Annotated in this window: 24 protein-coding genes; 16 read left to right on the forward strand and 8 right to left on the reverse strand. The window is 28.8% G+C overall.

All coding sequences use genetic code 11. From position 1 onward, the window contains the following. The first annotated feature begins 2 nt into the window (after positions 1-2). The 12 genes from ACTTA8_RS07065 (at position 3) to ACTTA8_RS07120 (ending at position 13,646) form a co-directional block, all read left to right on the forward strand. The gene (locus tag ACTTA8_RS07065) at positions 3-998 is read left to right on the forward strand and encodes a PhoH family protein (RefSeq protein ID WP_440655158.1); all 996 of its coding nucleotides are present in this window, start codon (positions 3-5) and stop codon (positions 996-998) included. Next, entirely contained in the window at positions 991-1,452 is a 462-nt protein-coding gene (gene ybeY, locus ACTTA8_RS07070) for an rRNA maturation RNase YbeY (protein WP_440655160.1), read from the forward strand. Before ACTTA8_RS07065 ends, ybeY begins: the two co-directional genes overlap by 8 nt. A gap of 1 nt (position 1,453) precedes the next feature. After that, positions 1,454-2,992 carry an apolipoprotein N-acyltransferase gene (lnt, locus tag ACTTA8_RS07075; RefSeq protein ID WP_440655162.1) on the forward strand — a complete coding sequence of 513 codons (1,539 nt, stop codon included), beginning with the start codon at positions 1,454-1,456 and terminating at the stop codon, positions 2,990-2,992. Then, a complete protein-coding gene (gene metK, locus ACTTA8_RS07080; RefSeq protein ID WP_440655163.1) occupies positions 2,985-4,154 on the forward strand; it encodes a methionine adenosyltransferase in 1,170 nt (389 codons plus the stop codon). The genes lnt and metK overlap by 8 nt, the downstream gene beginning before the upstream one ends. Before the next feature lie 97 nt (positions 4,155-4,251). Continuing rightward, positions 4,252-5,805: a transcription termination factor NusA gene (gene nusA, locus ACTTA8_RS07085; RefSeq protein WP_440655165.1), complete on the forward strand. Its 1,554-nt coding sequence runs from the start codon at positions 4,252-4,254 to the stop codon at positions 5,803-5,805. Between the two features lie 10 nt (positions 5,806-5,815). Then, on the forward strand, positions 5,816-8,032 hold the full coding sequence (infB, locus tag ACTTA8_RS07090; protein WP_440655167.1) for a translation initiation factor IF-2: 2,217 nt from the start codon (positions 5,816-5,818) through the stop codon (positions 8,030-8,032). Continuing rightward, positions 8,032-8,400: a 30S ribosome-binding factor RbfA gene (gene rbfA / locus ACTTA8_RS07095; RefSeq protein ID WP_075485631.1), complete on the forward strand. Its 369-nt coding sequence runs from the start codon at positions 8,032-8,034 to the stop codon at positions 8,398-8,400. Before infB ends, rbfA begins: the two co-directional genes overlap by 1 nt. A 12-nt stretch (positions 8,401-8,412) precedes the next feature. Next, positions 8,413-8,661, forward strand: coding sequence for a 30S ribosomal protein S15 (gene rpsO, locus ACTTA8_RS07100; RefSeq protein ID WP_075485648.1), 249 nt, complete (start codon positions 8,413-8,415; stop codon positions 8,659-8,661). A 57-nt stretch (positions 8,662-8,718) separates the two neighbouring features. Further along, complete coding sequence (gene pnp / locus ACTTA8_RS07105) at positions 8,719-10,791, forward strand: polyribonucleotide nucleotidyltransferase (RefSeq protein ID WP_440655169.1); 2,073 nt, start codon at positions 8,719-8,721, stop codon at positions 10,789-10,791. Positions 10,792-10,831: 40 nt separating this feature from the next. After that, a complete protein-coding gene (locus ACTTA8_RS07110; RefSeq protein ID WP_440655171.1) occupies positions 10,832-11,620 on the forward strand; it encodes a class I SAM-dependent methyltransferase in 789 nt (262 codons plus the stop codon). Between the two features lie 105 nt (positions 11,621-11,725). Further along, positions 11,726-12,934, forward strand: a complete 1,209-nt coding sequence (locus ACTTA8_RS07115) for a PQQ-dependent sugar dehydrogenase (protein ID WP_440655173.1) — start codon at positions 11,726-11,728, stop codon at positions 12,932-12,934. Between the two features lies 1 nt (position 12,935). Next, complete coding sequence (locus ACTTA8_RS07120) at positions 12,936-13,646, forward strand: methyltransferase domain-containing protein (RefSeq protein WP_440655174.1); 711 nt, start codon at positions 12,936-12,938, stop codon at positions 13,644-13,646. A gap of 4 nt (positions 13,647-13,650) precedes the next feature. Here the strand turns inward: ACTTA8_RS07120 and ACTTA8_RS07125 are convergent, their stop codons facing one another. The 4 genes from ACTTA8_RS07125 to fabA form a co-directional block, all read right to left on the reverse strand. Then, complete coding sequence (locus ACTTA8_RS07125; protein ID WP_440655175.1) at positions 13,651-15,501, reverse strand: hypothetical protein; 1,851 nt, start codon at positions 15,499-15,501, stop codon at positions 13,651-13,653. Positions 15,502-15,609: 108 nt separating this feature from the next. Next, positions 15,610-16,395, reverse strand: coding sequence for an enoyl-ACP reductase FabI (locus tag ACTTA8_RS07130; RefSeq protein WP_440655176.1), 786 nt, complete (start codon positions 16,393-16,395; stop codon positions 15,610-15,612). 3 nt (positions 16,396-16,398) lie between these two features. Continuing rightward, positions 16,399-17,610, reverse strand: coding sequence for a beta-ketoacyl-ACP synthase I (gene fabB, locus ACTTA8_RS07135; RefSeq protein WP_440655177.1), 1,212 nt, complete (start codon positions 17,608-17,610; stop codon positions 16,399-16,401). Continuing rightward, a complete protein-coding gene (fabA, locus tag ACTTA8_RS07140; protein ID WP_440655178.1) occupies positions 17,610-18,110 on the reverse strand; it encodes a bifunctional 3-hydroxydecanoyl-ACP dehydratase/trans-2-decenoyl-ACP isomerase in 501 nt (166 codons plus the stop codon). Before fabA ends, fabB begins: the two co-directional genes overlap by 1 nt. A 94-nt stretch (positions 18,111-18,204) precedes the next feature. Between fabA and ACTTA8_RS07145 the strand changes: the two genes are divergently transcribed. The 4 genes from ACTTA8_RS07145 to ACTTA8_RS07160 all read left to right on the forward strand — a co-directional run bounded on the left by ACTTA8_RS07145 (position 18,205) and on the right by ACTTA8_RS07160 (position 21,243). Continuing rightward, complete coding sequence (locus tag ACTTA8_RS07145; protein ID WP_440655179.1) at positions 18,205-18,633, forward strand: Fur family transcriptional regulator; 429 nt, start codon at positions 18,205-18,207, stop codon at positions 18,631-18,633. Between the two features lie 106 nt (positions 18,634-18,739). Continuing rightward, the gene (locus ACTTA8_RS07150) at positions 18,740-19,156 is read left to right on the forward strand and encodes a rubrerythrin family protein (protein ID WP_262590070.1); all 417 of its coding nucleotides are present in this window, start codon (positions 18,740-18,742) and stop codon (positions 19,154-19,156) included. Between the two features lie 159 nt (positions 19,157-19,315). Continuing rightward, entirely contained in the window at positions 19,316-20,647 is a 1,332-nt protein-coding gene (locus ACTTA8_RS07155; RefSeq protein ID WP_440655180.1) for a (Fe-S)-binding protein, read from the forward strand. Positions 20,648-20,649: 2 nt separating this feature from the next. Continuing rightward, positions 20,650-21,243 (forward strand): DUF3501 family protein, encoded by a 594-nt coding sequence (locus tag ACTTA8_RS07160; RefSeq protein ID WP_440635121.1) that lies wholly within the window; start codon positions 20,650-20,652, stop codon positions 21,241-21,243. On the opposite strand, the gene ACTTA8_RS07165 is transcribed toward ACTTA8_RS07160, so the two are convergent. The 4 genes from ACTTA8_RS07165 to coaBC are packed head-to-tail and all read right to left on the reverse strand — an operon-like array spanning position 21,240 to position 24,065. Next, complete coding sequence (locus ACTTA8_RS07165; RefSeq protein ID WP_440655182.1) at positions 21,240-21,680, reverse strand: SH3 domain-containing protein; 441 nt, start codon at positions 21,678-21,680, stop codon at positions 21,240-21,242. The genes ACTTA8_RS07160 and ACTTA8_RS07165 overlap by 4 nt on opposite strands. Further along, positions 21,671-22,426, reverse strand: a complete 756-nt coding sequence (locus tag ACTTA8_RS07170; RefSeq protein WP_440655183.1) for a HesA/MoeB/ThiF family protein — start codon at positions 22,424-22,426, stop codon at positions 21,671-21,673. The genes ACTTA8_RS07165 and ACTTA8_RS07170 overlap by 10 nt, the downstream gene beginning before the upstream one ends. Continuing rightward, complete coding sequence (gene dut, locus ACTTA8_RS07175; protein WP_440655185.1) at positions 22,423-22,860, reverse strand: dUTP diphosphatase; 438 nt, start codon at positions 22,858-22,860, stop codon at positions 22,423-22,425. Before dut ends, ACTTA8_RS07170 begins: the two co-directional genes overlap by 4 nt. Continuing rightward, a complete protein-coding gene (gene coaBC, locus ACTTA8_RS07180; protein WP_440655186.1) occupies positions 22,860-24,065 on the reverse strand; it encodes a bifunctional phosphopantothenoylcysteine decarboxylase/phosphopantothenate--cysteine ligase CoaBC in 1,206 nt (401 codons plus the stop codon). The genes dut and coaBC overlap by 1 nt, the downstream gene beginning before the upstream one ends. Positions 24,066-24,068 lie beyond the last annotated feature (3 nt).

Raw genomic sequence — 24,068 nt, forward strand, 5'->3', positions numbered from 1 at the left:
CTTTGAATAATACAATTAAAAAAAAAATCGATACCACTCTAAAATTTGTTTACTCAGACAATAATTCATTAAGTGTAATATTTCACAACAATGAATTACTCATGGGTGTTGCTGGAGAATTTAATAAAAATTTAAAAGAATTAGAAAAGATGACTAACTCTAGTTTGTATTCTAGGGGAAATTCAATAATGATAAAATCAGATCCGCAAAAAAATGAGTTAATAAAAAATGCAATTCAATTTTTAACTAATCAATTTATAAATAATGGTTCAGTCGAAAACAAAGATCTTATATCATCAATTGATCAATTTATGATTAAAGAGAAGGTTAAAAATAATAATGTAACTGACATTATAAAAACACCAAAAAAATCAATTATTCCTAGATCTGAAAAACAAAAAAGCTATGTCAGAGCTCTAAGACAAAGTGACATTGTAATCTCAGCAGGTCCAGCTGGAACAGGAAAAACTTTTTTAGCTGTAGCAGTTGGTTTGACTATGTTGTTAGAAAAAAAAATAGAAAGAATTATTCTATCTAGGCCTGCTGTTGAAGCAGGAGAGAGACTTGGCTTTTTACCAGGAGATATGAAAGAAAAAGTAGATCCGTATTTAAGACCTTTATATGACTCTTTGTATGACTTATTCGATTTTGAAAAAATACAAAGAATGATCGAAATTGGTGATATCGAAATTGCTCCTTTGGCATTTATGAGAGGTAGAACGCTAAAAAATTCTTTTGCCATATTAGATGAAGCGCAAAATGCAACAGATACACAAATAAAAATGTTTTTAACAAGGATTGGTGAAAATTCAAAAATTGTAGTCAATGGAGATCCTACTCAGATAGATCTACCCAACAAAAGCATGTCAGGATTAGTTAGATCAAAAGAATTATTGGGGCATCTAAATGAAATTTCAGTTGTAGACTTTGATTATTCAGATGTAGTTAGACATCCACTGGTTTCTAAAATTGTAAAAGCCTACTCTAAAAATGATTAATTTAAACGTCTTCTCAGAAGAGAAGGCTTGGTCTAAAAAACTTAAAAAAAAAGATTTTTTTTTTAAAAGTATTTGTGATGCTTTTCCAAAAAAATATAAATTTTTAAATAAAAAAATAAGCTTATCTTTACTTCTTTCAAACAATAAAAAAATTAAAATTTTAAATAGAAAATTTAGAAATAAAAATAAATCTACTGATATTTTATCTTTCCCATCTACCAAAATATTAAAAATATCAAAGCAAACTTACTTGGGAGATATAATTATCAGTTTTAATTTTATGAATAAACCAAAATCCCAAACAGATAAACAATTTAAAGAAAAAATAATTAAAACATTTATTCACGGTTTTTTACACTTGTTAGGATTTGATCATTTAAAAAATAAAGATTATTTTAAAATGTTAAAAGAAGAAGAAAAAATATTTAAATCTGTTATCTCAAAAATTAAGTAAATTGAAAAAAAATTTATATATTGATGTAGTTTATTTATTGTTTCTTGGAGCGATAACATCATTAAGTTTACCACCTTTCAATTTGTTAATAATTAATTTTCTATCCTTTAGCTTATTCTTTATTTTTTTGATTAAAAAAAAAGAGAGCAAACAGAAATTATTTTTTTTCTATGGATGGTTATTTGGATTTGGATATTTTCTAACAAATATATATTGGATCTCTATTTCATTAACATTTGATGAAAATTTTAAATTTTTAATTCCATTTGCTCTAATTTTAGTTCCTTCTTTTATTGCGTTATTTTACGGTTTTGTTTGTTATTTGTTTATTTTCTTTAAACCAAATAAAACTTTAAGTTCAATTTTATTATTTTCTGTAATCTTTGGTTTTCTAGAATTTATAAGAGGTTCAGTTTTATCAGGTTTTCCTTGGAACCTAATTGCATATAGTTTTTCAAATCATTTAGAAATTTTAAGTATAACATCTTTAATAGGCACATATTCTTTCAACTTATTTTGTATAACTTTGTTTCTATGTCCTGCACTTTTTATTTTACGGAATGATAAAAAAGATTTAATTTTTAGTTTAATTTTACCTTTAATATTTTTATTTTTTTACTTCTTTGGATATTCAAATAAGCAGGATTTTTACAATAGTGATGTTGAAAAACTTGATTATAAAATAAGATTAGTTGGTACGGATATTTCTTTGAATAGGTTTTATTCAGGAGAGGGGCCTTTATTAACTATAGAAGATCTTATTAATATTAGTTCACCAAATAAGAAAGAGAAAACAATTTTCATTTGGCCAGAGGGTATATTGCCTGGAATTTCTCAGGATCAAATTCAAAGTTATGATTATTTATTTAATGAAAGTTTTAACGAAAATCACTTACTCATTTTAGGCATCAACAACAAGTCAAAAGTTAATGATCAAGTGAGGTATTACAATTCTTTATCTGTTTATGATCATAATCTTAATTTATTAAATTATTATAATAAAATAAATCTTGTACCGTTTGGTGAATTTTTACCTATGGAAAACTTATTAAAAAATGTAGGTTTCAAATCATTAACTAACAATTATCAATCCTACTCAAAAGGTCAAAAAAGGGAAATTATAGAGTTAAATCAAAATAATTTTTCTATAAAATTTTTACCATTAATTTGTTATGAGATAATTTATTCTGGAAAATTATATAAAAATTATGACTTTGATATAATAGTAAATATTTCAGAAGATGGATGGTTTGGTCAATCAATAGGACCAGAACAACACTTTGTTCACAGTATATTTCGTGCTATTGAAAGTGGAAAATATGTAATTAGATCAGCTAATAACGGAATAGCTGCAGTAGTAAACCCTATCGGTATCGTTGAGGAAAAAATTAACTTTAATGAAATTGGATATATTGATTTTACCGAAATGAGAAAAATTAAACCAACAGTCTTTTCTAAATATGGGAATAAAATTTTTGGTTTAATAATTTTATTGTATATTTTTTTAATATTTTCATTTAATAGAATTAAATATGAGTAATTTAAAAAAATTCCTATTTACAAGTGAGTCTGTTTCAGAGGGACATCCAGATAAAGTATCAGATAGAATTTCTGATATGGTTGTTGATAGTTACATTTCTGGAGATCCTTATTCAAGAGTTGCTTGTGAAACTTTAACGACAACAAACAAAGTTGTGCTAGCAGGTGAAGTAAGAGGACCTGAGATTAAAAAAGATGATTTAATAGAAAAAGTAAGAAATTGTATAAAAGATATTGGATATGATCAGGAAGGATTTACCTGGAAAGAAGCAACAAAAATAGAAAGTCATTTGCATTCTCAATCTGCTGATATTGCAATAGGTGTGGACTCATCTGGAAATAAAGATGAGGGTGCTGGAGACCAAGGTATAATGTTTGGTTATGCATGTAATGAAACAGATGTATTTATGCCAGCACCAATTCATTATTCGCATAAAATTTTAAGACTTATGGCCGAGGATAGAAAATCTGGTAAATTAAAAAATATTGAACCTGACTCAAAAAGCCAAGTTACATTCGAATATGTTGATGGTAAACCGACTAAAGTAAAATCTGTTGTCATATCATCTCAACACTCTTCTGATGTTAATCAAGCCCAGGTAAGAGAATTATTAAGACCGTATATGTTAAAATCAATTCCACAAAAATTTCTTAAAGACTTTAATGAGAAAGATTTTTATGTAAACCCAACTGGTAATTTTGTAATAGGTGGTCCAGATGGCGATTGTGGTTTAACAGGAAGAAAAATTATTGTGGATACCTATGGTGGAGCAGCACCCCATGGAGGAGGAGCATTTTCAGGCAAGGATCCTACAAAAGTAGATAGATCTGCTGCTTATGCGGCAAGATATATTGCTAAAAATGTTGTTGCTTCAAAAATAGCAGATAAATGTTTGATACAGTTAGCTTATGCAATCGGAGTTTCAAAACCTTTATCTATTTATGTTGATTTATTTGATAATGATTTAGATAAAAACAAATTTGTTGTTGAAAAGATTAATGAAAATTTTGATCTCAGTCCTAGAGGAATTAGAGAGATGTTAAACCTTAATAGACCTATATATGAAAAAACAGCAGCCTATGGTCACTTTGGTAGAACTTCAGGAGATGATGGATCATTTTCGTGGGAAAAAACAGATAAAATCAACGTTTTTTCTAAATAGTTTCAGTTGAATTAAAAAAAAACTTTACTATATTGCCTTTACATTGTTGAATTATCAAAATGGGCTTTGGCCCATTTTTTTTTGGAGCAGATAAAAAATGTTAAATAAAAGAGCAGATAAATTAGAATTATTAAGAATTGCTGAAGCAGTAGCTTTGGAAAAATCGATAGATAAAGAACTTATAATTAGTTCTATGGAAACAGGAATAGCTAAAGCAGCCAAATCTAAGTTTGGTCAAGAAAATGAAATTAAAGTTTCAATCAATAGAGATAATGGAGACATAGAATTATTCAGAAAACTTGTTATTTCTGAAAATCCTGAAAATGCAAATACAGAAATAAAGTTAGAAGATGCGATAAATCTTAATGAAAATAATAAAGATAAATCAATCGGTGATGAAGTTCTTCAACCATTACCATCTTTTGATTTCGGTAGAATAGCTGCTCAAACTGCAAAACAGGTAATAAGCTTTAATGTAAGAGAAGCAGAGAGAGAAAGACAATTCAATGACTTTATTGATAAAAAAGATACAATTTTAAGTGGTATTGTTAAGAGATTAGAATTTGGAAGTGTCATTGTTGATTTAGGTAGAACAGAAGCAATCATCCAAAAAAATGAATTAATTCCTAGAGAAAATATTAAAGCTGGTGATAGAGTAAAAGCTTATTGTTATGATGTAAGAAGAGAGCCAAGAGGTCAACAAATCTTCTTGTCTAGAGCTCATCCAAAATTTATGGAGAAACTTTTTGTTCAAGAAGTGCCAGAAATATATGATGGATTAATCGAAATTAAATCTTCTTCAAGAGATCCTGGAAGTAGAGCAAAGATTTGTGTTAAAGCAGTTGATACATCATTAGATCCTGTTGGAGCTTGTGTTGGTATGAGAGGTTCTAGAGTTCAGGCAGTTGTAAATGAACTTCAAGGAGAAAAAATTGATATTGTGAATTGGTCAGAGGATGCTGCAATATTAGTATCAAATGCTTTGTCGCCTGCAGAAGTTCAAAGAGTTAATGTTGATGCAGAAAGAAAAAAACTTGATGTGATTTTAACTGAAGAAAATTTGAGTAAAGCGATTGGTCGAAGGGGTCAAAATGTAAGGTTGGCAACTAAATTGTTAAATTATGAAATTAATATTATGACTGATGCAGAAGACTCCGAGAGAAGACAATTAGAATTTAAAGAAAAGACAGATAACTTTGTTAAAAACTTAGAATTGGATGAAACTTTAGGTCAGTTATTAGTTGCTGAAGGTTTTTCAACAATAGACGATATTAAAGATAGTTTGCCAGAAAACTTAACTAAAATAGAAGGAATTGAGGAAGAAACAGCTATTGCGTTAATTGATAGAGCAAAAGAGTTTCATCAAAAAGATCAAGAAGATATATCGGAAAGAATTAAAGAGCTTGGTTTACAAGATGCTCTTATAAACCTTAAAGGCCTTACACCAGGAATGCTAGTTACATTGGGCGAACAGAAAATATTAACATTAGAAGATTTTGCAGATCTTGCATCTGATGAACTTACTGGTGGCTACGATGTAGTTAAAGGAGAGAGGGTTAAAATTCAAGGTTATCTAGAGGATTTTGCTTTATCTAAAGAAGAGGCAGATGAATTAATTATGTCTGCTAGAAATATAATTTATAAAGATTGAGAGATGAGCAATGGAGAAAAAAACAAAATTAACAATATCCGGCTCTGCAAAGAAATCTATAAGAAATATTGAGATAGCTAAAACTCAAGGAAAAAATTCCAGAGTAATCGAAAAACAAGGTGGAAAATTCAATAATAAGGGTGGATCGTTTAGACCTGGTGTGGGAAAACCAAAATCTACTACTTCATTTAATAGAGGTGCACCAGTAAAACCATCTTTTGCGTCAAAATCTCCTCCAATTACAAGTGATTTTGAAAGAAGAAAACTTGCAGAGCAAAGAGCCACTAAAAGACTTAAGGGAGATAATGAAAAAGATAAAAAAACATTAAAAGCTGGAACAAAAAAAAGAGAATTAAAATTAACTGTTTCAAGAGCATTAAGTGACGAAATAGAAGCAAGAGAAAGAAGTTTAGCATCAGTTAAAAGAGCTCGACAAAAAGAAATGAAAAACTCTTCTAAAGAAGATGCGCAAGAAAATTCAAAACCAGTAAAAAGAGACATCAATATTCCAGAGGCAATAACTGTTAGAGAGCTAGCCAATAGAATGGCGGAGCAATCTAGTAATGTAATTAAATATTTATTTGGAATGGGTGTAACTGTAACAATTAATCAAACTTTAGCTGCCGATACAGCTGAATTTTTAGTTAAGGAATTTGGACATAATCCAATAAGAGAAGAAAAAGCAGAAGAAATTATTCAAAAAATAAAAGCTACTAGAGTAGAAAATTTAAAAAATAGACCACCTATTGTTACAGTTATGGGCCATGTTGATCATGGTAAAACTTCTGTTTTAGATGTTTTAAGAAGTGCTAATGTTGTTTCAGGAGAGTTTGGTGGAATTACTCAACATATTGGAGCATATCAAATTGAAAGTCAAAATAATAAATTAACTTTTATAGACACTCCAGGTCACGCAGCTTTTACTGAAATGAGAGCTAGAGGATCAAAATTAACAGATGTAGTAGTTTTGGTTGTTGCAGCTGATGATGGGGTAAAGCCACAAACAGTTGAGTCTATAAAACACGCAAAAGCAGCAAATGTTCCTATAGTAGTTGCAATAAATAAGTGTGATCTTCCTGAAGCTGATCCGCAAAAAATTAAAAACCAACTACTTGAACATGAGTTAATCGCAGAAGATTTATCTGGTGATACATTAATGGTTGAGGTTTCTACAAAAACAAAACAAAACTTAGATAAGTTAGTTGAGTCTATAATTTTACAAGCTGAAATTTTAGATCTTAAAACAGATTATGAATCTAAAGCTACAGGCATTGTTTTAGAGTCAAAAATAGATGTTGGGAGAGGACCGGTTGCAAATATTATTGTAACGACAGGTACTCTAAAAAAAGGTGATTTTTTTGTAAGTGGTTTAAAATGGGGAAAGGTTAGAGCAATTATTAATGATAAAGGTCAAAATATTAGCGAGGCTTCACCTTCAACTCCTATAGAAGTTTTAGGTATAAATGGTGCCGCTAAAGCTGGAGATGATTTTATTGTTTTAGACACCGAAAAAGAAGCTAAAACTTTGAGTGAAAATAGAGCTCAAGAGAGCAAAGATGGAAAGAACCCATTAACCTTTGCAACGCAAGATTCTGCCTTTTCAGATAAGTCTTCTGAGGAATTAAATTTAATTATTAAATCCGATGTTCAAGGATCATCTGAGGCTATCAAAAATGCAATTGCTCAAATTAAACATGAAGAAGTGAAACCAAAAATAATTTTAGCAGACATTGGAATGGTAACTGAGACCGATGTTACATTGGCCAAAGCATCTAATGCTGTTCTAATAGCTTTCAATGTTAAACCGAGCAAAGAGGCTAAAAAACTTGCTGAAAATGAAAAAATAAAAATCTCTTCTTATAATATTATTTATGAAGTGTTGGATTATGTTAAACAAAAAATGTCTGGGCTATTATCTCCTGATGTTCAAGAAACAATTACTGGAACAGCACAAATTCTGGAGATATTCAAAGTTTCAGGTGCTGGAAAAGTTGCGGGCTCAAAAATTACAGAAGGTGAAATAAATAGTAATTCTGATGTAAGAATTATTAGAGATGGAGCAATAATTTACACAGGAAAAGTTTCAACAATTTTCAGAGAAAAAAATCAAGTAAAACAAGTTAGTGATGGTCAAGAATGTGGAATTACCGTTAAAGATTATATGGATTTCCAAAAAAACGACACAATAGAGGCATTTAGTGTTACATCTACAGAGAGATCAATTTAATGGCTGATAGAATAGGAAAACCAGTATCACAAAGACAGCTTAGAGTTGGAGAAATGATTAAGCAGTCTTTAAGCATGATTTTTATAAGAAATGAGGCTAAGGTGCCCAACTTAGAAACAAATACTATAACAGTTACAGAGGTTAGAATGAGTCCTGATTTAAAAATTGCTAAAGCATATGTTCTTCCATTGGGAGGAAAAGATGCTGAGGAAACAATTAATGTTTTGAAAGAATACTCATTTTTAATAAGAAAAATTTTATCACAAAAAGTGGTTATGAAATTTTTACCAAAATTACTTTTTAGAAAAGACGAATCTTTTGAGTATGCGGAAAAAATAGAAAACTTAATAAAACAAACAAATAAATAGGAAGAAAGAGGCATGAATAAAAAGGCACAAGAATTAGCAATGCATGATAAAGATACTGGATCTTCAGAAATCCAAATCGCTTTGCTAACAGAGAAAATTGAAACTCTCTCTAAGCATATTAAGCAATTCAAGAAGGATAAACACTCATCTGTTGGATTGTTGAGAGCGGTAAATAGAAGAAAGAAATTGTTAGAATACCTAAAGAAAAACAAAATGGATTCTTACAAAAATGTACTGTCGAAATTGAATTTAAGAAAATAGAAGTCAAGATAGATAGAACGGAATGGAACGAAACGAACGAAACGAAATGGAAATGAAATGTTTAAAGTATACAAGAAGGAAATTGAAGTAGCGGGAAAGAAGATAAGTTTAGAAACAGGTAAAGTAGCAAGACAGGCAGACGGTGCAATAATAGCAACATGTGGAGAAACAGTCGTACTAGCAACAGTAGTGGGGGCAAAAAAAGTAAATCCTGATATGGATTACTTTCCATTATCTGTAAATTACCAAGAGAAATATTATGCAGCTGGAAAAATTCCGGGTGGATATTTTAAAAGAGAAGCAAGACCAACTGAGAGTGAAACATTAATCTCTAGATTAATTGATAGACCAATCAGACCTTTGTTTCCAGACGAATTTAAAAATGAAGTACAGTTGTTACCAACTGTAATTTCATACGACAAAGAAAACGAACCAGATATTTTATCAATCACTGCTTCATCAGCAGCATTAGCTATATCAGGAATGCCATTTATGGGACCTGTAGGAGCCTCAAGGGTTGGATTTATTGATGGAAAATATGTTTTAAACCCATCTAAAGCAGAGTTAGAAAAATCGAAATTAGATTTAGTTGTAGCAGGTACAAAAGATGCTGTGCTTATGGTTGAGTCAGAGGCAGGCGGTTTAACTGAAGAAGAAATGTTAAATGCAGTTAAATTTGGTCATGAAGGCTTTGTTCCAGTTATTGAAATGATTGAGGAGCTTGCAAAAGAATGTAGAAAACCTGAATGGATAGTTGAGAAAAAAGATTTATCTGAAGTTAAGAAAAAACTTGAGGAATCTTTTACTGAAGATCTTAAAAAAGCTTTTGCTACAAGAGATAAACAAGATAGATCTAATCAAATTTCTGAAATTACTGATAAAGCTAAAAAACTTTATGAGGAAGATGAAAACTACACAGATCTTGATGTTAACAGTCAGCTAAAAAGTCTAGAAAAATCAATTGTTAGAACCGATATCCTAAAAAATAAAAATAGAATTGATGGAAGAGGTTTATCTGATGTAAGACCTATCGAGTGTGAAGTGGGTATTTTACCTAGAGCTCATGGTTCTGCATTATTCACTAGAGGTGAGACACAAGCAATTGTTGTTGCAACTTTAGGGACTTCTGATGACGAACAAAGAATTGAAAGTTTAGATGGGCTTCAGAGAGAACGATTTATGCTTCACTATAATTTTCCTCCTTTTTCAGTTGGAGAAACTGGAAGAATCGGAACTGGTAGAAGAGAAATCGGACATGGTAAATTAGCTTGGAGAGCGATTAACTCTTCATTACCAACTAAAGAGGCGTTTCCATATACCTTTAGAGTAGTTTCAGAAATAACTGAGTCTAATGGTTCTTCTTCAATGGCTACTGTTTGCGGAACTTCTCTAGCGTTAATGGATGCTGGAGTGCCAATTAAAGAGCCAGTTGCAGGTATTGCAATGGGTTTAATTAAGGAAGGTGATGATTTTAGTGTCTTGTCAGATATTTTAGGTGATGAAGATCACCTAGGTGATATGGACTTTAAAGTTGCTGGAACCAAAGATGGTATTACTTCTCTTCAAATGGATATCAAAATTACAGGTATTACATTTGAAATCATGGAGCAAGCATTAAGCCAAGCTAAAGATGGAAGAGTTCATATCTTAGGAGAAATGAATAAAGCATTATCAGCTTCAAGATCTGATGTTGGAAAACATACTCCAAAAATGGAACAAGTTAATGTCGATAAAAAAGACATTGCTGCTGTAATTGGAAAAGGTGGTGCAACAATCAGAGAAATAGTTGAAAAATCAGGTGCGAAAGTAGATGTAAATGATGAAGGTGTAGTAACAGTTGCTGCTCCAGATGAAGAGTCTAGAAACATCGCAATGCAGATGATTAAAGACATAACTGCAAAAGCTGAACTGAATAAAATTTATTCAGGTAAAGTAATGAAGATTATGGAATTTGGTGCATTTGTCAATTTCTTAGGAAAACAAGATGGACTTGTTCATATCTCAGAACTTGCAGATAAAAGAGTTGCTAAAGTTACTGACGTTGTCAAAGAAGGTGATGAAGTAAAAGTTAAAGTAATTGGATTTGATAGAGGTAAAGTTAAACTTTCAATTAAACAAGCATTGGTTTAGATTTTTTTATAATATTCTTGTATTTAAAGATATTTAGTTAATGAGAATTGATCATAGAGAAAGTTTTGAAGAATTTGGGGAACAATTTACAGTTGATAATCATTACGAAGGATATTTAGGAAGTAATGAACTGCTAAAAGAAATTGTCTACCCATTTAACCTTCAGAAAATTAAGAACAAAACGATAATGGAAGTTGGAGTTGGAAGTGGTAGAATATCTAAGAATTTACTAAATTACAAACCAAAGAAATTATATGGAATTGAACCATCAAAAGCTATAGAGGTTGCAAAAAAAGATATCAAGTCGTCTAGAATTGAGTTTTTAAATATTAAGGGTCAAGATATCAACTTCAAGAATAAAATTGATTACGTATTTTCTTTAGGTGTTATACATCATATTCCAGAATATAAAGATGTTCTAAAAAAAATTCAAAAGTCATTATGTAAAAAAGGTAAGTTTATTATTTGGGTTTATGGAAGAGAGGGCAATGAAGTATATTTATTTTTTTTTAACAATTTAAGAAGAATTACAATTTTGCTTCCTGATTTTATATTGAGATTGTTTTCAAAATTCTTGGCAATACTTACTTATCCATATGGTTTTGCTTGTAAATTCATTCCTTTGCCACTTCGAGGATATTTTGTTGGAATGTTTAACAAACTTACATTTAAAAACAGATGTTATGTAATTTTTGATCAACTAAATCCATCTTATTCTAAATATTTTACAAAAATGGATTTAGAGAGAGAGTTAATTAACGCAGGTTTCAAAGTTGAATTGTTAAATCATAGATTGGGTTATTCATATACTGCTATATGTAGTAAATAAATTTTTAACAAAAGTAAAATTTATTGTAAAATATTTTATTATATGTCTAAAAAATTTTTTTTATTTTCCTTTTCTATTCTCATTATATTAATTTTTATATTTTTTTTGGCAGTAGGAAAGTTTAATATAGGTAAACAATTTGTTAAGAATTACTTATGGCATTATGTACCACAAAAAACTCAAATAATTTTAAAATTAATTATAGACGATAACTTAATCAATAATTTTAAAAATGACTATAATGTAAAATTTTTACCTAAGACTCAATTTGAAGATTTAAAATTTGAAAAAGTTGATTTAAGTTTTTTAAAGGAGTCTAGCTCAAGTTCAAATTATCTAGGTACTTCTAATTTATTTAGTTTTTTTATAGAAAAAAAAAATGACAACTCTTTAATAGTAGTTAGTGATAAGGCAGAAATATATGAATTAAAAAATTCATATATTTTTGAAAATAATAAAAATAAAAAAAATTTTCAACAATTAGAAACAAATATAAATGTTAAAAAAGTATTAGATGCATTTATTCTAAATAATGAAATTTTTTTATCATTTGTATCCGAAGGTTTAAATTGTGACTATTTTAGAATTATGAGAGCAAACTTAAATGAAAAAAATTTAAATTTTGTTGATTTTTTTGCAATAGATGAGTGTGGAACAGTAATTCAAGGTGGTAGGATGCAATATTATAATCATAACAATCATGATGGACTGTTATTTACAACAGGAGATAATTATGCTGACTCTCCAAATGGTAAATCACAAAAAATAAACTCTATTTTTGGAAAAGTTATCTTTAAACCCTTTAATGATAGTAAATATGAAATATTTTCACTAGGACACAGAAATCCTCAAGGTCTATTTGTAGAAAATGAACTAATTTTAATGACAGAACATGGCCCTAAAGGTGGAGATGAAATTAACAGAATTGTATTTAATAAAAATTATGGATGGCCTATTGCCTCATATGGAGACAAGTATAATTCGACTGATTCTTTTAGCTATAAACAAAGTCATTTTGAAAATGGTTTTGAGGAGCCAATTTATTCATTTATTCCGTCTATAGGTATTTCTGAAATAATAAAAATACCAAACACGTTTTCTGAAAAATGGATTGATAATTTTATCATCTCATCACTATTTGGAAGAAGTATTTATAGAGTTAAATTTGATAATAATTTCAAAAAGTTAATTTATGTAGAAAAAATATATATTGGACAGCGTATCAGAGATATAAAATATCTAAAAAATGAAAATTTAATTTTGTTAGCTTTAGAAGAAAATGGTGAAATTGGTATACTATCTAATTTAAATTAAAATGATTGGTCAAAATAAAAGTCAAAATAATGACTATGAAGGTTGGGAATTAAACTATTTTGATAATGCAAAAAATTTTAGATTATATCAACTAAATTTAATAAAAAAGTTTTTAAATGGAAATGTTGCTGAAGTTGGACCAGGTAATGGAAAAAATTTATCTCAATATATAAATATTCCTTCAGAAATAAATTTATTTGAGCCTTCCAAAAAATTGTACAAAAACCTAAGAAAAAAATTTAAAAAAAATAAAAAAATTAATATTTATAATAAAAACTTTAGATCTAATTTAAAAAAATATGATGCGATTTTATATTTAGATGTATTAGAACATATAAAAAATGACAGACTAGAAATTAAGCATGCATTTAAATCTTTAAAAAAAGGAGGCATGTTAATAATTAATGTGCCTGCTTTTAACTACCTATATTCAGAATTTGATAGAGATGTTGGGCATTTTCGGAGATATTCAAAAAAAAGTTTACTAAGAATTTTTGTTAATTTAAAATTTAAAATTTTAAAATTAGTATATTATGATGTAGTTGGATATTTTTTATCCTTAATGTCAAAAATATTAGTTACTAATTATAAAAGAAATTTTGCAAAAAAAATAAAATTGTGGAACTCTTTAATATGGTTATCTATTATTTTAGATAAGCTAATTCAATACAGGTTTGGAAAATCATTATTACTTGTAGTAAAAAAAGAATAACTTTTTATTTAATTCTTTTATAAAAAATAAAATTTCCATATCGATGAAGTTCTTGGTAATCATCATTAACAATAATTAATGGCTTATTGAGAAGAGAATTGTTAATTATTACATAGTCACTTAAAAAATTTTCATCAATTTTATGCTCATTAAAAGTTTTAAGTAATCTTTGTTTTTCATCTTCTGGCATAATTTGTAATTGAGCCCTAAAGGGGGATGAATCTAAAATCGTATCTCTAATGTTTTTAGTGTAATTGTCAATTTTAGAAAATGTATAAAGTGAATTTGCTTGATATTGGTAACAAAATAAAAAATAAATAAACTTATTGCTTAACTCACTCTTGTTAAAAGAAAAAATTTCTTTGAATAAATTTTCAGAAATTTGAAAATCTTTTAAATTATTTATTAGGTTAAACTCTATCTGTGAGTTTGAAAGACTATTGGTAAATCCATCAGATATAGTTAATTCTTTATTATAATTAAATAACCATAAATTTACAACATTTAAGTCATTCGTGAATAATTTGTATTTTGTGTTCTTTAATTTTTCTGTTTCTAAAAAAATTTGTATTTCATTAATTTCCTTCGTAGTATTCGCAAATTCCATAAAATTTTTTTTTTTTATATAAAATATTGATATGCAATATATGCTAAGAAAGATGATTAAATAAAATTTATAATTTTGTATTTTTTTATTAAAAAAAAACTTTGAAATAATAATAAAGTAAAAACTTAATAATAAATAAAAAATACAAGCAAAAATTAAAATATCAACAAAATGATATACAGATATTAAGTAAGGAGAAAAAATAAAAAAAATAGTTGGTGAGATAATTGATATTAGGATATTATAAAAAAAAATATTTATTTTTCCAATTTTTTTAAATAATGTATTATTATGGTTTAAATATTTATAAATTATAAAACTAGGAATAATTAGTAATAAAAATTCAACTCTAAATAAACTTTTCAAAAAATATTTGATCAAATAAATTCTGCTATCATAATTTATTTCTATTAAACCAATTCTTTTTCCATAATCATCCTCACTTAATAACAGTTGTATTAAAAATGGACTTACTAATATTAAAGAGACAAAAAATAAAATAAAAATTTTTTTTTTATTATTTAAAAAGAATAACTTATATTTACCATGATTATTTTTAATAACTAAAATTAAAAATAATAAAAAAAAATAAATAAAATAATAAAAAAAACTGTTCAAAAAAAAACTTAATATGAAGATCATAATTAAGTAATATTTGAAATTAAATTTGAAACTAAATTTGTCTTGAATTTTAAATAAAATTAAAAAAAATAAAAAATAGAAAATTCCTGTAACCAAAGGCCTTGGAAATCTATTTCCAAAATTATCATTTAACTGATCGTTTGTTAAACTAAATAATTTCGAAATTTCTAATTTAGTTAAAATTTCTAAGATAAATGGAGAACAAATTATAAGTAAACAAAAAATTAAACTTAATTTTTTACTTTCAATAATATTTTTTATAGTCAAAAATAAAACTACGTAAAAACCTACTTGAAATATTAGTTCAAGAAATATTAGCGAATATACACCTAAAAATTTATATAATACAGAGTGTAATAATATGCTAAAAGCAGGAAAGCTAATCATTTTTGAGTCTTCAATAAAATCGAGATAGGTAGGACTAAAATTAAGATTTGAAAAACTTATGACCAAAGGAAAATACTGTGTATCATGGAGTGCTAATAATATATTTGAATAAAGAAAATTATCATAAAGGTAAACTAGCACAATCCATTTGATACAAACTGATGAAGCAACTACTAAAGTTAAATATTGAATTTCAAGTTTTTTTTTAAATGTTTCCATGTAGTTCAAATTATTATTTATCTAAAAACTTATTTTTAAAATTAATAAATCTAACAAAAACAATAATAACATTTTATGTTAAATTATTAAATTTGAATTTAAGTTAACCTAAGAAATGTTCTTTGGATCTGGCATTCCAACTTTGTTATATCCTGCATCTACATAGTGAATTTCACCAGTAACTCCGTTTGCAAGATCACTTAATAGATATAATGCTGAATTTCCAACATCATGGATATCTACGTTTCTTTTTAGAAAAGAATGGTCTTCATTCCACTTGTATAGGAATTTTGCATCTCCAATTGCAGAAGCTGCTAATGTTTTAATAGGGCCTGCACTTATTGCATTTACTCTCATGCCCTTGGCACCCAAATCTCGAGCTAGATACTTAACACTAGCTTCTAAAGCTGATTTACAAACACCCATTACGTTATAATTTGGAATTGCTTTAGTAGACTCGTAAGTTAAAGTTAATAAACTTCCGCCTTGTTTCATTACTTTTGAGGCTTCTTTTGCTACTTCGGTAAATGAAAAGCATGAGATTAACATACTTCTTAAAAAGTTTTCTCTAGTGGTATTTAAATATTCACCTGATAACTCTGATTTATCAGAGAAAGCAACTGCATGAACTACAAAGTCAATTTCACCCCATTGGGATTTAATATCTTCAAATAATTTTACAACCTCTTCTTTTTTTTCAACATCACAACTAAATGTAACGTTTGAATTTAATTTTTCTGCTAAAGGAACAACTCTTTTTTTCAAAGCATCACCTAAATATGTAAATGCTAGATCTGCCCCTGCTTCAGCAAGTTTTTGAGATATACCCCAGGCAATAGATCTTTCATTTGCAACACCCATGATTAATCCCTTTTTGCCTTTCATTAAACTCATAAATTAAACCTTTTCAAAAATTAAAGCTGCATTAGTTCCACCAAAACCAAAGCTATTTGACATTACTGTATTTAAAGTTACTCCCGTTTCAGTTTTTGAAACTATAGGAAATTTCTTAGCTTCTTCATCCATCTCACTTATGTTTGCAGAGCCAGCTATGAAATTATTCTTCATCATTATCAAACAGTAAATTGCTTCATGAACTGAAGCCGCACCAAGTGGATGTCCTGATAAAGATTTTGTCGAACTAATCTTTGGGATATTGTCTCCAAAAGTATTTTTAACTGCATTTAGCTCCGTGATATCTCCAACCGGAGTAGAAGTTCCATGAGTATTGATATAATCAATTTTATTTTTAGCAGTAGACATTGCCATTTGCATACATCTGACAGCACCTTCTCCTGATGGAGCTACCATATCGTATCCATCTGAAGTTGCTCCATAACCAGTTAATTCTGCGTATATTTTAGCTCCTCTTGCTTTAGCGTGTTCATATTCCTCTAGCACTAACACACCTGCACCACCTGCAATTACAAAACCATCTCTTGTTTTGTCATATGCTCTTGATGCTGTTTCGGGTGCATCATTATATTTTGATGATAAAGCAGTCATCGCATCAAACATTGCCGTCATTGCCCAATGAACTTCTTCACTTCCACCTGCAAAAACAACATCTTGTTTTCCCATTTGAATTAATTCCATTGAATTACCAATACAGTGGCCACTTGTTGCACAAGCAGAACTCATTGTGTAGTTGGTTCCTTTAATTTTAAATGGAACAGCAAGTGTTGCAGAAGCTGTACTTGCCATTGTTCTTGGAACAATGAACGGTCCCATTAATTTTGGAGTTTTAGCCCTTGTTTTATCCGCAGCCAAAATAACATTTTCAATTGATGGACCACCAGAACCCATCACGATTCCAGTTTTAAAATTGCTAACTTCAGTTTCTTCTAATCCCGAATCCTCAATAGCTTCTTTCATTGCAATATAATTATAAGCTGAACCTGAACCCATAAATCTAATTGTTTTTCGATCGACATGATCTTCTAATTTTATATTTGGCTTGCCATGAACATGACTTTTAAGATTATGTTCTTTATATTCCTCAGCATAAGAAATTCCTGATTTTGAATTAATTAATGATTGATGAACTTCCTCTTGGTTGTTTCCCAAACAAGAGACAATTCCTAATCCTGTAATTACTACTCTTCTCATTATTTAAATAACCCCACTTTCAAACTTTCTGCTGAATATATTTTTTTGTCATCAGCAAGTACAATTCCATTGGCAAGACCAACAGTTGTTCCACCTGGCGACATAATTTTTTTCATATCTATTTCGTACCTTACATTTTTAACATTTTGTAAAACTTCACCAGTAAATTTTACAGTACCAACTCCTAGAGCTCTACCTTTGCCAGGATTTCCTAGCCAGCCCAGAAAAAATCCAACTAGTTGCCACATAGCATCTAAACCGAGACACCCAGGCATGACTGGATCCTCTTTAAAATGACAGTCAAAAAACCATAGATCGTTTTTTATATCTAATTCAGCCTTTAAAGAGCCTTTATTGAAAGCTCCATTATTCTCGTTGATTTCAGTTATTCTATCAAACATCAGCATTGGAGGAAGTGGTAATTTTGCATTACCTGGTCCAAAAAGATTACCATTTCCACAACTTATTAGATCGTCATATGAGTAGGAATTTTTTTTCATATTTTTTGAGAAACCTTATTACTTGATTTAATACCAATATAATATAATAAAACTGTATATTTTTATTCATACATTAGAATAATTATAAAATACAATGGTAAAAAACTGTAATTTTGTTGAAAAATTAAGAGATTTAGGACTTAGACCCACTAAACAAAGGGTTAAAATGTGTGAAGTTCTATTTAATAGAGAAAAAACTTTTCATTTTACAATCAATGATCTCGTAAAAATGATTTCTGAGGAGATGAATGAAAAAATTTCTTTAGCAACAGTTTATAACACTGTTCATGCATTTCAGAAAAAAGGTTATTTAAAAGAAATTTCGATTAACAGCGATAAAAGTTATTTTGATACAAACACATCTGTTCATCATCATTTTTATGATGAAGATACTCATCAGCTAATAGATTGTGATGAAAATTATATAGACCCAGTAAATATTAAAAAAAATATTACAGGAAAAAAAATAAATTCAGTTGAAGTTTTGGTTAAAGTTGCGAGTGATAATCAAACTCAAAAATAATTCAATTAAATCAATTATATAAAATCTAGATTATAATAATTCTAAACTATTGACATTAAAGTTTTAGACACTATATGGTCTATATAGTTAAATTAAGGAGAAAAAAATGTCTTTAAAAGGAAGTAAAACAGAAGAGAACTTAAAAGCAGCATTCGCTGGTGAGAGTCAAGCAAATAGAAGATATCTTTATTTTGCACAAAAAGCTGACATCGAAGGTTATAATGATGTAGCTACAGTATTTAGATCAACAGCAGAAGGTGAAACTGGTCACGCACATGGTCACTTAGAATACCTTGAACAAGTTGGAGATCCAGCTACTGGGAAACCAATTGGTGAAACTAAAGCAAATTTAGCTTCAGCAATTGAAGGAGAAACGCATGAATATACTGACATGTACCCAGGTATGGCTAAAACTGCAAGAGAAGAAGGTTTTGAGGAAATTGCAGATTGGTTTGAGACTTTAGCAAAAGCTGAAAAATCTCATGCTGGTAAATTCCAAAAAACTTTAGAATCTATTGCCTAAATAATATTCATTAGTGGGCGTTTACCGCCCACTAAATTTAACAAAATTTCTAAAATCAAAAAAAATGAAAGAGCAACTTTTACAATTAATAAAAGATTGGTTTAATGAACCAGTGGTATTAGTTTCTTTATCATTAATTATGATTTCTAATATAATCGTATGAGCAAAGAAGGAAGTCTAGACGCCCCAATACGTCACCCTATTGATTTTGAGCATCCAGATTTTTTAAATCCTGAAAAATTAGATGCAGAAATGCGAAGAGTGTTTGATATTTGCCATGGATGTCGAAGATGTTTTAATCTTTGTGACTCCTTTCCAAAATTGTTCGATATGATTGATGAATCTGAAAATGAAGACGTAGAAAGTTTAAAAAGTGAGCAATTTGCTCCGGTTGTTGATGCCTGTACTCTTTGCGACATGTGTTTTATGACCAAATGTCCTTATGTACCTCCTCATGATTTTGATCTTGATTTCCCTCATTTAATGTTGAGGTACAGAACGGCACAGAAAAAATTAGGTAAATTACCAAGTGTTCCAAAGCAATTAGCCCAAATAGATAGAAACGCAAAAATTGGAGTTTTATTTTCTAAAATAATTAATTGGGCATCAGATATAAAAAATAAGTTGTTTAGAAAAATATTAGAGGTAGTTGTGGGTATCGATAAAAGGGTTCAACTTCCAAAATACAATTCAGAAACTTTTTCTAACTTTTTTAAGAAAAATAATGACAAAATAAACTACGAGACAAAAACTAATGATAGAAAAGTTGTAATTTATTCTACCTGTTTTGTTAACTTTAATAAAAAAAATACGGGTGTTGCAGCTTTAAAAGTTCTAAAGAAAAATGGTGTAGAAGTTCAAGAAGCCTATCCTGGATGTTGTGGAATGCCATTCTTAGAGCAAGCTGATCTTCCTAAAGTTGTGGAACAGGCTAAAAAAGTTTCTAAAGATTTAGTTGAATGGATTAACAAAGGTTACAAAGTTGTTACCTTAACCGCTAGTTGTGGCTTAATGTTAAAATTTGAATGGCCATTGCTTTTACCAAATGATGATAAAATAAAAAAATTATCTGCAAATGTAATGGATATTGATGAATATGTTGTTGATATTGCAAACAAAGAAGGATTAGCAGATGGTTTGCAAGAAATCGATGGTGGAGTAACAGTTCATCATGCGTGTCATGCAAGAGCACAAAACATGGGTATCAAAGCAAGAGATATGCTTAAACTTATCCCGAATGTTAAAATTGATGTTGTAGAGAAATGTGCTGGGCATGGTGGAACTTTTGGTGTGATGAAAGAAACACATGATCTGGCCAATAAAGTAGGAAGACCAACTGCAAGACAAATTAAAACAAAAAATAACAAGTACATGGCTTCTGATTGTCCTTTAGCAGGTAAGCACTTGAAGCAGCTTGAAGTGGATACTAACATCTCCAATGATGAGGCACTACATCCTATCGAATTAATGGCTAAAAGTTATAAATTATGATTATGCCAAGAGAAAAAAGAGAGATACAAAAAGAAGACATCATGCCATTGGATGTTTACACAAAAAATAGAAGAGAACTGAGAAAAAATATTGTTGATTTTAAAAAAAATAGAAGAATTGCATTAGGTCCTTATGCAACTTTTTACTTTGAAAGTTACGAGACAATGTTAGCTCAAGTTCAAGAAATGTTATATATTGAAAAAGGTGGAGATGAACAACTTAAAGATGAGTTGTCAGCATACAATCCTCTAATACCAAATGGTAAAGAATTAACTGCTACTTTGATGTTTGAAATAGACAATCCTATATCACGTGCAGCTTTCCTAGGAAAAGTGGGTGGAATAGAAGAAACAGTGTTTATGAAAATTAATGGAGAAAAAATAAAAGCTATACCAGAGGAAGATGTTGATAGAACATCAGCTGAAGGAAAAGCTTCTTCAGTTCAATTTATTCATTTTAATTTTTCAGATGACCAAATAGCCAAATTTAAATCTGAAGAAATTGAAGTTGAAATAGGAATAGATCATAAAGAATATTCCCATACTACCAAGCTGTCTTTAGAGAACAAAAAGTCACTTTCTGCAGATTTTAGTTAATTAAATCCCCAGACGTTATCTGTTTTAACCCAACCTTGAAATTTTCCAGATGTTATCTGACACCATTCTTGCTCACACTTTTCTAATATTAATAACCTACCTTCCTTAATAAGAGCAATTGGTTTTGCAAAAGATGTAGGGTTTTTAAATAAAATTTTATCCTTTGTTGCTATTACAGAATTATTTTTTTTTAATTGAGATATATGTATCCACCCACCATTATTTTTAAGGTCAATAATTCTTCTAAAGTTTTCTTTTTTATCTATTTGTATTAAAGGAAGGTTAATTTTTTTGTAAACGTATTTTACATCTGAGTCAAAACTTGGACCGTACCTAACGTTTACTTTATTTTTTTTTAAAGAAACAAATATTTCATCAGCTGAACTCATTGAAACTGATAAGATAAAAATTAAAATTATTCTTATAATTAATTGCATAGACAGTTTTTTCTTTTTTTAATTTTTGCTTTTCTAAAATTTAAATTTAATAAATCAATAATTAAAATATAATTATTCAAACTTTGGCCTATATTTAAAATATTTTTTAAAATTTCATTAGCTTGCATCGTGCCAACTATTCCTGCTACAGTTCCCAGGATTCCTTCATATTCACAATTGAGTATTTCATCTGATATTTTTTCCTCTTGATAAAAACATCGAAGGCATGGTTCTTTTTTATTTTTAAAATTAAATGTAAAGATATGACCATCAAATTTACTTATAGCACCAGTTACCAAAAACTTTTTATACTTTAAACTTAAATCATTAATTAGAAATTTACTTTCAAAATTATCAGTTCCATCAACAATATAATCGTAATCTTTAATAATTTTTTGAAAATTAGATTTATTTAATTTGTAATTAAAAATTTTTATTTTTGTTAAAGAATTAATGTTGTTTAATTTTTTTTTAGCTATTTTGACTTTTAATTGATTTAAATCTTTCTCATTGAATAAACTCTGCCTATTAATATTTGAAAGGCTTATTCGATCATGATCCACAATTCCTAATAAACCAACCCCTGACCTAGTCAAGAATTCTGCTACTGGGCACCCAAGACCACCCATGCCTATTATTAATACTTTTGCATTTGTAATTTTATTTTGACCTAAAATACCAATATTTTTTAATATGATCTGTCTTGAAAAACGTTCGATTTGTTTTTTGTTTAATTTTTTGCTCATTTTCCTGTTGAGCCAAATCCGCCTTCGCCTCTAATTGTTTCTGGAAGCTCATCTGTTTCTTCAAAATTCATTTTTATCACTGGTGCGAGAATCATTTGAGCTATTCTGTCTTTATTGTTTATTAAAAAATCTTCTTTTCCGTGATTGTAAAGTATTACTTTTATCTCACCCCTGTAATCACTATCTATTGTTCCTGGTGTATTTAAAACACCAATATTATTTTTTGCTGCTAAACCTGATCTAGGTCGTATTTGAATTTCAAATTCATTTGAAAAAGCAACGGCAATTCCAGTTGGAACTAAACAAGAATTTTGGGGTTTAAGTATAATGGGTTCTTTTATAAATGCCATAAGATCCATTCCCGAAGCCCCTTCTGTTTTGTAGGCAGGTAGCTCTATTGAAGGATCTAATTTTTTAACAAGGATTTTTGCCATTAATTTAATTGATCAATTATTCTATCAACTATTTCTTCAGAAATTTCAGATTTTCTTTTGTATGGTAGGACTTCACTTTTTAAAGATTTATTTTTGTAGTAGATTACAACTTCATTATAATCTGAGTTAAATCCAATATTTTTTTTAGAAACATCATTAGCAATTATCCAATCACAATTCTTTTTATTTAATTTTTCTTCTGCATTTTTTAAAACTTCGTTTGTTTCTGCTGCAAAACCAATCACAATTTCAGGCCTCATAGAATTATGATTTGATATGTAATTTAAAATATCAATATTTTTTTCTAAATTTAAATTTAATGCTTCTTCTTTTTTTATTTTTGTTTGAGATTTATTTTTTACTTTAAAGTCTGATACTGCTGCTGAAAAAATTGCTACATCTACAGGTAAATTCTCTTGTGTAGCAGCAAACATTTCATCTGCTGTTTCAACTTCAATGAGTTTAATATCTTTTTCTACTTCTAGATTAGTTGGTCCTGAAATCAGTGTTGTATCAAAACCTTTTTTCGATAGACATTTAGCTAGTTCATATCCTTGTTTGCCACTTGATTTATTTGTTATAAAACGCACAGGGTCGATATACTCATTTGTTGGACCCGCAGTAACTAAAGCTTTAAATTTTTTATTTTGACTTTGGTTTAAAAAAAATTGGTTTAACCCATCCACAATTTTTAATGGTTCTGACATCTTACCTTCTCCGTATTCCCCGCATGCCATATCTCCTATTTCTGGACCAATAAACTTATAACCAAAATCTTTTAATTTTTTTAAATTAGTTTTTGTAGATTTATGTTCCCACATTCTAACATTCATCGCTGGTGCTAAATAAATTTGTTTATTTGAAGCAAGTATTACAGTAGAAGCCAAATCATCTGTAGTACCTTGTGCTAATTTTGAAATTGTATTTGCTGTAGTTGGTGCAACGATAACTATGTCTGCCCATCTAGAAAGTGAAATGTGATCCATTTCAGTTTCGTTTTCTAAACTAAACAAATCACTATAAACTTTACCTTGAGATAATGATGCTACTGATAATGGAGTTACAAATTCTTTAGCACTAGAAGTCAGTATAGTTTTTATTTCTGCACCATTTTTTTTTAATAATCTAATCGTTTCAAGACTTTTATAAGCTGAAATACCACCACAAATGATAAAAAGAATTTTTTTGTTATTAAGATTTTTCATTTG

The organism is Candidatus Pelagibacter sp. HIMB1506, from assembly GCF_052047935.1.
Lineage (GTDB): Bacteria > Pseudomonadota > Alphaproteobacteria > Pelagibacterales > Pelagibacteraceae > Pelagibacter.